Source organism: Tolypothrix sp. VBCCA 56010 (assembly GCF_050875635.1).
Taxonomy (GTDB): Bacteria; Cyanobacteriota; Cyanobacteriia; order Cyanobacteriales; family Nostocaceae; genus Hassallia.
The window spans coordinates 1-11,853 of the sequence record NZ_JBPAOH010000194.1 but is presented as its reverse complement, the minus strand read 5'-3'; the positions used below and the strand labels follow the sequence as shown (position 1 = coordinate 11,853).

Sequence of the window (11,853 nt, the reverse complement as noted above, 5' to 3'; positions counted from 1 at the left end):
GCTGCGCGTAATATTCAAATGGTTGGGGCATCGACCATTAGGTTAGGCGATGTAAGTCGGGCTTTGCCTGCGATTGTTGTTTGAGCCTAGAATCCCCGCAATTCAATTGCGGGGAGTATGTCAATATGGTGAGCCATTCACGGTGCAGGGAACAGTTTCGGTGCAGTTTTGATAACTTGTAAACTGATAAGTGAGATGTTACGAGGGTGGAGGGCAATCTACAATCATGCTTTTTTTCAGAACACTTTTAGGCGATGTCTCTTGACTAATCAACCAAACATTAACATGGCGATGTCTGACGACAAGCCGCTCCGCGTCTACGCCCAAATCATTCGTAACTTTTAGCGTTGCCCTCTAGGATACCCTGTTGAAGCTACTCCTGAAGTACAATGACCACTAGAAAAGCTTCTTACTCTCATCCGGAAATGGTGTCTATGGTTTTGCATCAACCTGCTCGTTCTGTACCCGTTCCGGCTTTAGCCAGTGGCGATCGCCTCACTCGTGCTGAGTTTGAGCGTCGCTACGCAGCAACTCCAGAAAAATTTAAAGCCGAACTCATTGAAGGAGTAGTTTACGTAGCATCCCCTGTGAGAGCCTTTCATGGTGTTCCCCATGCTGCATTAGTAACCTGGTTGGGAGTGTATCGGACAGCAACTCCCGGTGTAAGTGCGGCTGACAACACAACTACACGGCTGGATTTAGATAATGAACCCCAACCGGATGCCTTGCTGCGAATTGAAACTGGCGGCACTTCTACCCTAACTGAAGACGGCTACATCGAAGGCACACCCGAACTAATTGCTGAAATTGCTACTAGCAGTGCTGCGATTGATCTGGGTGCTAAAAAAAATGCTTATCGCCGTAACGGGGTACAGGAGTATCTGGTGTGGCAAACCTTTGAAAATCGGTTCAGTTGGTTTCGCTTGCAGTCTGAGGAATTTGCGATCGTCGAGCCGGATACTGAAGGCATCATTCGCAGTAGCGCTTTTCCAGGGCTGTGGCTGGCAGTGACGGCTCTGTTAGAAGGCAGAATGATTGATGTGTTGAATACTCTGCAAACAGGTTTGGCTTCACCTGAGCATCAAGCCTTTGTGCAGAAACTTGCCCAGCATCGTTGATGTGGGTTTATTGGTAAAAATATTTCAACTAGCAATGAGCTTTACCGATAACGCGACCAAAGCCCCTGTAGGCGTTACTCTCTAAAATTGCCATAGGCGATCGCTTCTCGTTACTTCAACTGTTGGACTTCTGCTACAGTTAAACCCGTTGTCTGGGCGATTGTTTCTGCATCTAACAAATCTAATAGCGATCGCGCTATCTCCAGTGCTTTGAGTTTTTCTCCTTCAAGTCGTCCTTCCTGTCTTCCTTGGCAAAGGGCGGCACTTAAGATGAGCAATCGCTTATTCTAGTTATCTTGCAGACAATGGCGATGCCTGCGGCGGGCTGCGCCTACGCACTCTTAATTTTGGACTGCTTCTAACCAAACCGACACATCAGCTAAACTGGTAAAATCTAACAGTGCTACTCTTCGAGAAGCCGCGCAAGGCGCGTCTACGCTCAAATCTTCTAGAACTGTTAAAGGTAAATCTAAGATGAGCGATCGCCTTTCTTTAGAGTAATTTGCTCTAAGTTAAGTTATGCAAGCAGCAGCGTCAGCGATCGCATCTGTGAGAAACCTGAATTAGGGTAAATGAATAACAGCCCTAACTCCTATTGGTGTATTAAGGGTTTATCCAGACAGGTGCAAGATGTGAGGAGGGGGAAAGTATTAAATTTGGAACTTTCCCTGTCCTCCAAGTCGTCCAAGTCGTCCAAGTCGTCCAAGTCTCCCAAGTCGTCCAAGTCTCTCCATTGTCTTCTTGTACACAAAAATACAGTAAAAATACGCTCCTATATTCTGAGTCTGGGGGCGCAAAAATATTAACATGTATTTCATATAAGCTCGTTTATCGCCCATCTAAATGTGATACGATCGCTCGCTATCCTCTATGCAAGCTTTGGCTGAATTTCTTCATCTACCATCAATAGAATCGGTAATTGATTTTTCTTTTTTGACTGTTGCACCTGCAACATCTGTAATCGAAGCGATCGCGCTTTTGAGTCAAAAACAAGCTAGTGCTGTCTTGGTAATCGAAGAACACACTCTTGGCTGGTTTACACCCCAAGATGTTCTGCGGCTAATTTCTCATGAAGTTAACTTGAAAACTACTCAGATTTCTCAAGTCATGAATCATTCAGTAATTACGCTGAAAAAATCTGATTTTCACGATATCGCTACAGCTTTGTCATTATTGCGCCAACATCAGTTAAGTTTAATTCCAATTGTTGATGAGCAAAATGAATTATTAGGTATAGTCACATTTCAAAGCATTTGTCAAGCGCTAGAAACGAAAGTAAAACGAGATTTTCTAGAGTCGGCATCGTTAGTAGAGACGAACGAGGATGTATTTCGGCAACTTGTAGAAAACATTTGCGAAGTTTTCTTTGTACGCGACTTGAAAGAGAACAAGATAGTTTATGTTAGTCCGGCTTATGAAAAAATTTGGGGACGCAAGTGCTCAAGCGTGTATGAAAATGCGCTCGACTTTACCGAAGCGATTCATCCGGAAGATCGCGATCGCATAATCGCCGACATCACCGCCCAAACATCCGGCAAGCCTTACGAACAAGAATACAGGATTTTGCGTCCTGATGGCGAAGTGCGCTGGATTTGGTCGCGAACTTTTCCCCTCAAAAATGAATTGGGAGAAGTTTACCGCATTACTGGGATTGCTCAAGACATTACTTTGGCAAAACAAGCGACTGAGTTGTTGCGAGAAAGTGAACAACGCTTTCACACAATGGCAGATTCCGCACCAGTGCTTATCTGGATGGCAGACAAAGACGGGCTGTGTACCTTTTGCAACCAGGCTTTATTAGAATTGACTGGACGAACCCAAGAACAAGAATTAGGCAACGGTTGGACAGATAACATTCATCCCGAAGATAAACGCTGTATAGATAATTACTTTTCAGCTTTTAATGCTCGTGAGTGCTTCCAGATGGAATATCGCCTTCGGCGTGCAGATGGAGAGTATCGTTGGTTACTCGATAAAGCGATCCCCAGATTTACACCTGATGGTAACTTTGCTGGTTACATCGGTTGCTGCATAGATATTACCGAACTCAAGCAAACGAACGAAGAGTTAGAAACACGCATAGCAGAACGCACTAAAATTGTCAAACAAATGAATCGGCAACTAGTGCTAGAAATGGCAGATCGCCAGCATTTTGAAGACGAATTGCGGCGATCGCAGCAAATGTTGCAACTAGTGCTAAACAATATCCCCCAACGTGTTTTCTGGAAAGATAGAAATTCCGTTTACTTGGGTTGTAACCAAAATTTTGCTAATAGTGTCGGTTTTGACAATTCAGAAGATATTGTAGGTAAAACTGACTACGATTTGCTTTGCAATCAACAAGAAGCGAGCTTTTATCGAGAGTGTGATGCCAGGGTAATGCAGACAAATACCCCTGAATACAAAATTGTCGCACCCCACATTCAAAGAGATGGTAAACAAACTTGGTTGGAGACAAATAAAGTCCCGCTTCATAACACCGAAGGTAAGGTGGTGGGTATCCTTGGCACCTTTGAAGATATTACAGTCAAAAGACAGGCAGAATCAGCATTGCGCGAAACTCAAGAGCGACTGCAAGCGATTTTAGATAATTCTCCAGCAATTATTTACGTAGTAGATATCGAAAATAGATATCTGTTGATCAACCGTCAGTTTCAAAAGCTGTTCAATATGGCTCAACAGCAAATTGTAGGTAAAAGCATATACGATATTTGGTCTAAAGATATTGGCGATGGGTTTGCGGTGAATAACCGCCAAGTACTCTTAAATAATATTTCCGTAGAAGTGGAAGAAGTTGTTCCCCAAGCGGATGGGTTGCACACTTACTTATCAGTTAAGTTTCCTTTACTTGATTCTAAAGGTGTTGCTTATGGTGTATGTGGAATTTCTACAGACATTACACAACGCAAACGCATCGAGTTAGAATTGCGCCAAAGTGAAGAACGCTTTCGCACTTTAGTTGAAGGTGTCAGAGACTACGCAATTTTTATGCTCTCACCACAAGGACAAATTGCTAGCTGGAACTTTGGTGCCCAAAGCATTACCGGATATCAAGAAGCAGAAATTATCGGGCAGCATTTTTCTTGCTTTCAAAAGCTTGAAGAAAGTGGCGATATAAATGAAGAATTAGAGATAGCAGCAGCGACAGGTCGATTTGAATGTGAAGGCGATCGCATCCGCAAAGATGGTTCGCACTTCTGGGCAAATATTGTAATTACGGCATTACGAGATGAAACCGGGTTACGTGGCTTTTGCAAATTTATCCACGATATCACTGAGCGAAAACAAGCAGAAGAAACTTTGCTACGTTTGCGAAAAGCAATCGAAAGTAGCAGCGATGCGATTGGGATAAGTGACATTGACGGACAAGGAGTTTATGTCAATCCAGCGTTTATCGAATTGTTTGCTTACACAGCAGAAGAGTTAAATGCCGCTGGCGGACCACCAGCTATTTACACAAAGAAGTCGGAATTTGAGAGAATATTTGAGACTGTGCTGCGTGGGGAGTCGTGGCGTGGTGAAGTAATTCTGCAAACCCGCATTGGTCGCATTGTGCAAATTGATTTACGTGCCGATGCGATTAAAGATGCAGCGGGGAAAATTATCGGCACTGTTGGTATCCACACCGATATTACTGAGCGCAAGCGAGTAGAGCAAACTTTAAAACTACGCGATCGCGCGATCGCTACCTGCAACAATGGCATTATTATTTGTGATGTCAAATTGCCAGATTCGCCGCTTATCTATGTTAATGCTGCCTTTGAGCGAACGACCGGCTACACAGCAGTAGAAGTCATCGGACGCAATTGTCGTTTTCTCCAAGCTAGTGATACTCAACAACCAGAAATCAAGCAACTTCGTGCAGCTATACGACAAGAAGAAGAATGCACGGTGATTATACGCAACTATCGTAAAGATGGTACTTTGTTTTGGAATAAATTAAATATTTCTCCGGTTTTTGATGTCGATGGTGTCTGCACCCACTATATCGGTATTCAAACCGATGTTAGCGAGCAGCAAGCTGCGCTACGCGAACGCAAGTTAGCAGAAACAATTCTACTGGTATTGCAACAAAGGCTGCAATATTTACTTGACTCTAGTCCTGGCGTGATTTATACCTGCAAAACTTCCGGAAATTACCGCACCACCTTCGTCAGCGAAAATATCGTCGCCATGCTGGGGTATGAAGCACAAGAATTTCTCTCTTCTTCTAGCTTCTGGGCTAGCCACATTCACCCAGAAGACGCACCGCAGGTATTTGCTCAGATGTCAAGGATATTTGAGCAAGAACAGTACAACTATGAATATCGCTTTTTGCATCAAGATGGGGTTTATCGGTGGATATACGACCAAGCGAAACTAGTGCGCGATCGAGCTGGCAATCCACTGGAAATTGTCGGTTACTGGGCAGATATCACCGAACGCAAGCAATTAGAAGAGGAAATCAGAAGTGCGTTAGAAAAAGAAAAAGAACTTAACGAACTTAAATCCCGCTTTATTTCCATGACTTCCCATGAATTCCGCACCCCCTTGAGTACTATTCTTTCTTCTTGCGAGTTACTCGAACACTACCGACACAAATGGACGCAAGAAAAACAACTCAATCATTTGCATCGCATTCAAAACGCTGTCAAGCGGATGACTGAAATGTTTAATGATGTTTTGTTTATTAGTAAGGAAGAAGCGGGAAAACTAGACTGTAGAACACAAACCTTGGATTTGGTTCAATACTGCCGTCATTTGGTGGAAGAAGTGCAACAGAATCTCAGCTGTCACGAATCGGCACAACCCAGCCCGCGTATTGCTTTTAGCAGTCAATATCAATTCATGCCATGTTGCATGGATGAAAACTTGCTGGAACACATTCTGAGTAACTTACTCTCAAATGCGATTAAGTATTCAAATATTGATTCCACCGTCAAGTTTACTTTAACTAAAGAGGATGGACGAGCAATATTTGTGATTCAAGACCAAGGTATTGGTATTCCTCAAGAAGACCTACTTCACCTGTATGAATCTTTCCACCGTGCCACTAATGTTGGCAACCGCCAAGGAACCGGTTTAGGATTGGCGATTGTGAAAAAGTGTGTAGATATACACCAAGGGGAAATTTTTGTCAAGAGTGAACTAGGCGCTGGGACAACTTTTACTGTGATTCTACCTTTAAATAAAGCGGACTAGAGACTGGGGACTGGGGACGCTTGGACTGGGGACTCTTTACTGGGGAAAAATTCTATTTACAATAAGTTTTAACCAAAATTTTCAAGCGTCCCCACCTCACCAATCCTTAATCCCCAGTCCGTAATAAATTAGATACAACTGGAGATAAATCATGACTAAGATTTTAGTAATTGAAGATGAAAAAGCTGTTCGCGAAAACCTTTTGGAATTGCTGGAAGCTGAAGATTTTCAGACTGTTGCCGCTGCCAACGGACGAATTGGATTAGAGTTAGTAACCAGTGAAAATCCGGATTTAATTTTGTGCGACATGATGATGCCGGAAATAGACGGTTATGGCGTGTTAGCTTTCATTAGACAAGACCCGGTAACGGCAACAATTCCCTTTATTTTCCTCACAGCAAAGTCTAGCAGGTCTGACTTTCGTCATGGCATGAATTTGGGTGCTGATGACTATTTAACGAAACCATTTACTCGCGCTGAATTATTAAGTGCGATCGAGGGTCGTTTAAATAAGCAAGCTATTTGGAAAAAGTATTTACCTGTTCAAACAGAAGTTGAGGAATTTCAGAGCGAAATTAACATCATTGAAGATATTTTACGCCATGCTTTAAATGACGGAGAACTTCAGCAATTTTCTGTTCATTATCAACCAATAGTTGATATTAATTCGGGAAAAATTCTTGGTGCTGAAAGTTTGTTACGTTGGCAAAGTCCCCAATTGGGATTAGTATCACCCTCAGAATTGATTCCTTTAGCAGAATCTACTGGTTTAATTATTCCTATTGGCGAATGGGTTTTGCAAAAAGTCTGTAAACAAATTAAAATTTGGCGCGATGCTGGCTTTACTTCGTTACCTATCACTGTGAATTTATCATCACGTCAATTTACTCAAATAGATTTTAACCAAAAAGTTTTGGGATTTTTAAATGCAAACAATTTACCACCAAGTTGCTTAGAACTAGAACTAACCGAAAGCATGATAATGCAAGATGTGAATAGTGCGATCGCCACTATGAATGAATTGCAATCTTTCGGAGTCAAAATTGCTATTGACGATTTCGGTACAGGTTACTCTTCTTTGATGTATCTGAAAAAATTACCGATTCATACCTTGAAAATCGACCGTTACTTTATCCAAAATATTGGTTACGATCCCCAAAAATCAGCAATAACAAAAGCATTAATTCAAATGGGACACAATTTAAATCTAAACGTAGTTGCTGAAGGTGTGGAAACCGAAGCCGAACTAGCTTATCTTAGGCAACATAAGTGTGATGCTATGCAAGGTTTTCTCTTCAGTCGTCCTTTACCCGTATCCGAATTTGAAAAATTGTTGTTTGCTGACAAACATCGATTTAAACAACAATGAATAGGGCAATGGGCAATGGGCAATGGGCAATGGGAATAAAAAGAAGTTTCCTTTCTTTCCATGCCCGATGCCCCATGCCCGATGCCCCATGCCCGATGCCCAATGCCCCATGCCCCATGCCCCATGCCCCATGCCCAATGCCCAATACCCCATGCCCAATGCCCAATAAATCCGCTTTTAGGTAGGCGACAGTTTTCAAGTCATAAATCTACACTTAAATAGGTATGAATAATGATTTAAATTGCCGTTATGAAAGCCTCTGCGCGTTGGGTACTGCTAGCTTTACTGCTGTCCGCAACAGCTTGCGATCAAACTCGCGCCGATGAAGATACTCGCACAAAGCCAGTTTCTGCACCTTCACCTCAATTAGCGCAGAATTCTTCGCAGTCGCCAAATATTGTCCGCACTGAACCACTTTCACCTACACCCATCCGCATCAACGTCAAAAATTTACCGCAACCCTTCGCGACTGAAAGCGCTTCCAAGTCGCCTAATGTTGTGTCAATTCCGCAAAACCCGGTGTTGCGCGTACCCCCTGGCTTTAAAGTTAACGTTTTTGCGGAAAATTTAGATGCACCGCGCTGGTTGGCTTTAACTCCTAGCGGTGATGTGCTGGTGACAGAAACTCCGCAAAATCGGATTCGCTTGTTACGTGACACCAACGGTGATGGTGTGGCTGATCAGCAAAAAACGTTTGCTAGTGCAGCAAATGGACTCAATCGACCTTTTGGTATGGCTTTTGCGGGTAATTCCTTCTTTCTGGGCAATACTGATGCTGTTTTACGGTTTCCCTACACTCAAGGACAACAGCAAATCTCTGGTGCTGGTGAGAAAATCGCCGATCTTCCGGCTCAAGGTTACAACAATCACTGGACGCGCAATGTGGTTGTTTCACCTGATGGCAATAAATTATACGTTTCCGTTGGCTCAGGAACTAATGTAGATGAAGAACCGTTACCACGCGCTTCGGTGCAGGTGATGAATTTAGATGGTTCTGGGCAACAAACTTTTGCTTCTGGCTTGCGTAACCCAGTCGGTCTGGACTTTCACCCGGTAACAAAACAACTTTACGCGGCTGTAAACGAGCGAGATGGTATCGGTGATGATTTAGTACCAGACTATTTGACACGCATCCAGCAAGGGGAATTTTACGGTTGGCCCTATGCATACTTTTTACCAAGCAATCTCGATCCGCGTCAAACAAACAGTGGCAAAAGTAAACGCCCAGATTTGGTAGCGCGTACCCGCACCCCGGATGTGTTGTTTCAAGCACATTCAGCAGCATTGGGTTTGCAGTTTTATGATGGTAAGACGTTTCCAGAAAAATACCGCAACGGCGCTTTTGTGGCTTTTCGTGGTTCTTGGAATCGCGATCGCGGTACTGGTTACAAAGTTGTGTTTGTCCCCTTTGATAATCAAGGGCGATCGCTTGGCTATTATGAAGACTTTCTCACCGGATTTCTCTTAAACCCGACTGAACCTACTACTTGGGGGCGTCCTGTTGGCTTACTCGTCTTACCCGATGGTAGTTTATTGCTGACCGAAGAAGCGAATAATCGCATTTATCGGATTCAATATACGGGGAATCGGTAATGGGTAATGGGGAAAATTCCAACTCCCCACTCCCCACTCCCTACTCCCTAAAAGGAAATTGGGGAATAATAAAAAATACTGATACTTATCTTGTTGAGAGGTTTAATTATGACTCAAAATGAAACTACTTCCCAGTCAAATCTTGATGAATCTTCACACTCAGGTACACGTTACTGGGGTCATGTCGAGGTTATAGAAGAAGGAGAAACTTACAGAATTAGTCGGGTTGAAATCAAGCCCAGGCACAGCATTAAACCACAAATTCATTATCACCGTAATGAACATTGGGTTGTTGTCTCCGGTGTAGCAAAGGTGACTTGTGGTCATGAGGAAATATTACTCAATCGCAACGAGTCAACTTATGTGCCTTCGGCAACATTGCATCAGGTAGAAAATCCGGGACATATTCCCCTAATTATTCTGGAAATTCAAAATGGTGAATATTTGGGTGAAGATGATACGGAACGTCCTTACGAGCTAAATTTAGTTAAGTCTGTAACTGAATAGGGCATGGGGCAATGGGCATGGGGCATGGGGCATGGGGCATAGTCCTTTTGTGAAATACGTCTAGCTTCTTTTTATTCCCATTGCCCATTAAACAATTACCCATTGCCCAAATCAAAACCATCCTTCTTGTTCCAGGGTTTCAATTAACTGCAAGCCACGGGGATCGCCGACACCTAAAAGCGAGGCTTTGGAGTCTTCTCGCACTCCTAAATCTGTATCTTCGGCAAAAGCCTGAATTAAGGCATCGATCGCTGTGGCATAAACGACGTTAGAAGGTAATTCGCGGCACAACTGCCCGATCGCCCAAGCGCTGTTACTTCGCACTGCGGGTATGGGATCTTGTACTAAAGCCTCAATTAGTGGTGGTATCGCCCCGACAACTGCCTCATAACTGACTTCTGCCATCTGCGCTAAGGCACTAGCTGCCCATAATCGGACTGCGGAAATATCGGTTCTCAAGGCATCTGCTAAAGGTGCTAAAGAACGGCGATCGCGGCAGTTTCCTAAAGCCCAAACTACTCCTTTACGCACATAGCCATTCCAATCGCGGTTTAGTTGGGCAATTAAAGGTTCAACGGCATCTCGATTGGGATTGCGTCCAATACCATAAGCGGCACTCACCCGCACTAATGGGCAGGTATCAGTTAACAAGCGAATCAGATGCGGGGTAGCCCTGGCGTCTTCAATGTCACAAAAAGCTCTTGCCGCTAGCATCCGTTGCTGCGGTTGGGGGTTTTCCAGGAGGGCTAGCATCAAATTAGGATCGGGCTTCGCCACAACTGATTCGGCAGTTATCGGCTCTATCCGATCTAGAGGGCTTTCTAGCTCCACCTCGGCATCAAGTAGGCTTAAGTCGTCTTCGTCATACATATTTCATTTCATTTGCAGCCTTGATCGGGATCGACAAACAACCCCCAATGCTAATAAATTAAAGCCTGATATGTATCCGTTAAATTATACATTCTTCTTTGACACTCTCCGCCCTTTCGGGTCGGAGATTCTTGGTTCATCCAGCAAGCCGTAAACCTTCATGTCCCACAAACAAATCGCCGACTTGTTCGCTGGCAATACCTAACCAAACATCCGTAGCACACTACGCAATATCGAGTCAGTTCATGAAAGACCTAGAGGGCATCTGTCCACGCCAGTCGCTTCAAGTCGGGAAACCCGCCCAACGCGCTGGCTCCCAAGCTTTCAGGTACTTTATCAAGAGTGCCTTAAAAAGCCGTTTCTCCCTTTTCCCCACGTTCCCGTGTGCCCCACGGTACGCTGTTTCTCAAATTTTGTCTTTTCTAGGATTATCGGTTTGTGTTAGAAACCTAGGTTTTTTAAGAGGACTTGCCTTACCCTCTGAGCATTACTACTTTCTAGTCAGTCGTGTGGGGACACCCCAGATTTGTATTGTCACGTACTAGCGGTTTTTCAGCCTGTGCTATCTTATTAGTATAGCTAATTGTTCTAAAGATGGCAACAGGTAAAGGTAAAAAACGAGTAAGAAATATTCCGGTACTGTATGACGAACCTAAAAAAATGAGGGGTGTATATTTAACAGATACCGCATGGCATACAGTGCAAGAATTAGCAACAAAAAAGAAAGTTAGTGCCAGTGAGTACCTAGAAGAGTTGATTAGGAAACATTGCGTCAAGTAACGGCGTAAACGCCTTCACCCGTTTTCATCAATGCGCCTAAAGTACGGATGTATCCTCGCATTGCGGACACATCCGAGCATAGTTTTCAACGGGTATCCTTATAACCTGCGTTAAATTTTCTTAGAATCTAGAGATTTTACCATCCATAGAGACTGGGTTTGATAACCTAATTGATTGTAAAGATTTAATGCGGGTTGATTTGACTTAAAGACTTGCAAACCAATTTGGCGATCGCCTCTAGTGAACGCCCAATTTTCTACATATTGCATCAAAGCTGTACCAATACCGCGTCGCCGATGTTCGCTCACAACATACAGCAGAAAGATGTGAGCATGGCGATCGCCTCTGACTTGATCTATCGAATTTCCCACCCAGAGACAAGCCACGGGGGAAGAGGAGGGGGGGCTTTGGGGTCCCCACGAAGTGGGGTTGGGG

10 protein-coding genes are annotated in these 11,853 nt (G+C 43.8%); 7 read left to right on the top strand and 3 right to left on the bottom strand.

Annotation, left to right across the window (positions count from 1 at the left end; all coding sequences use genetic code 11):
• Positions 1–425 precede the first annotated feature (425 nt).
• Complete coding sequence (locus AABK37_RS36720) at positions 426–1,118, top strand: Uma2 family endonuclease (protein WP_432556381.1); 693 nt, start codon at positions 426–428, stop codon at positions 1,116–1,118.
• A gap of 110 nt (positions 1,119–1,228) precedes the next feature.
• Here AABK37_RS36720 and AABK37_RS36715 read toward each other — a convergent pair whose 3' ends face one another.
• On the bottom strand, positions 1,229–1,396 hold the full coding sequence (locus AABK37_RS36715; protein WP_432556380.1) for a hypothetical protein: 168 nt from the start codon (positions 1,394–1,396) through the stop codon (positions 1,229–1,231).
• 592 nt (positions 1,397–1,988) lie between these two features.
• Between AABK37_RS36715 and AABK37_RS36710 the strand changes: the two genes are divergently transcribed.
• The 6 genes from AABK37_RS36710 (at position 1,989) to AABK37_RS36685 (ending at position 9,768) form a co-directional block, all read left to right on the top strand.
• Positions 1,989–6,299 carry a PAS domain S-box protein gene (locus AABK37_RS36710; RefSeq protein WP_432556379.1) on the top strand — a complete coding sequence of 1,437 codons (4,311 nt, stop codon included), beginning with the start codon at positions 1,989–1,991 and terminating at the stop codon, positions 6,297–6,299.
• A gap of 151 nt (positions 6,300–6,450) precedes the next feature.
• Complete coding sequence (locus AABK37_RS36705) at positions 6,451–7,668, top strand: EAL domain-containing response regulator (RefSeq protein ID WP_432556378.1); 1,218 nt, start codon at positions 6,451–6,453, stop codon at positions 7,666–7,668.
• A 60-nt stretch (positions 7,669–7,728) separates the two neighbouring features.
• Complete coding sequence (locus AABK37_RS36700) at positions 7,729–7,890, top strand: hypothetical protein (RefSeq protein WP_432556377.1); 162 nt, start codon at positions 7,729–7,731, stop codon at positions 7,888–7,890.
• Between the two features lie 27 nt (positions 7,891–7,917).
• Entirely contained in the window at positions 7,918–9,261 is a 1,344-nt protein-coding gene (locus AABK37_RS36695; protein ID WP_432556376.1) for a PQQ-dependent sugar dehydrogenase, read from the top strand.
• Positions 9,261–9,383, top strand: a complete 123-nt coding sequence (locus AABK37_RS36690; RefSeq protein WP_432556375.1) for a hypothetical protein — start codon at positions 9,261–9,263, stop codon at positions 9,381–9,383. Before AABK37_RS36695 ends, AABK37_RS36690 begins: the two co-directional genes overlap by 1 nt.
• Entirely contained in the window at positions 9,370–9,768 is a 399-nt protein-coding gene (locus tag AABK37_RS36685; protein WP_432556374.1) for a phosphomannose isomerase type II C-terminal cupin domain, read from the top strand. The genes AABK37_RS36690 and AABK37_RS36685 overlap by 14 nt, the downstream gene beginning before the upstream one ends.
• Before the next feature lie 111 nt (positions 9,769–9,879).
• On the opposite strand, the gene AABK37_RS36680 is transcribed toward AABK37_RS36685, so the two are convergent.
• Both AABK37_RS36680 and AABK37_RS36675 read right to left on the bottom strand, forming a co-directional pair.
• Positions 9,880–10,638, bottom strand: coding sequence for a HEAT repeat domain-containing protein (locus AABK37_RS36680; RefSeq protein ID WP_432556373.1), 759 nt, complete (start codon positions 10,636–10,638; stop codon positions 9,880–9,882).
• 890 nt (positions 10,639–11,528) lie between these two features.
• Positions 11,529–11,853: GNAT family N-acetyltransferase (locus AABK37_RS36675; RefSeq protein WP_432556372.1), on the bottom strand; the 325-nt coding region annotated here is incomplete at its 5' end.

Excerpts from the sequence above, each read along its gene's own strand:
- AABK37_RS36720 (WP_432556381.1), top strand. The coding sequence starts at position 426 with ATGGTGTCTATGGTTTTGCATCAACCTGCTCGTTCTGTACCCGTTCCG.
- AABK37_RS36690 (WP_432556375.1), top strand. The coding sequence starts at position 9,261 with ATGGGTAATGGGGAAAATTCCAACTCCCCACTCCCCACTCCCTACTCC.
- AABK37_RS36710 (WP_432556379.1), top strand. The coding sequence starts at position 1,989 with ATGCAAGCTTTGGCTGAATTTCTTCATCTACCATCAATAGAATCGGTA.
- AABK37_RS36700 (WP_432556377.1), top strand. The coding sequence starts at position 7,729 with ATGCCCGATGCCCCATGCCCGATGCCCCATGCCCGATGCCCAATGCCC.
- AABK37_RS36705 (WP_432556378.1), top strand. The coding sequence starts at position 6,451 with ATGACTAAGATTTTAGTAATTGAAGATGAAAAAGCTGTTCGCGAAAAC.
- AABK37_RS36680 (WP_432556373.1), bottom strand. The coding sequence starts at position 10,638 with ATGTATGACGAAGACGACTTAAGCCTACTTGATGCCGAGGTGGAGCTA.
- AABK37_RS36695 (WP_432556376.1), top strand. The coding sequence starts at position 7,918 with ATGAAAGCCTCTGCGCGTTGGGTACTGCTAGCTTTACTGCTGTCCGCA.
- AABK37_RS36685 (WP_432556374.1), top strand. The coding sequence starts at position 9,370 with ATGACTCAAAATGAAACTACTTCCCAGTCAAATCTTGATGAATCTTCA.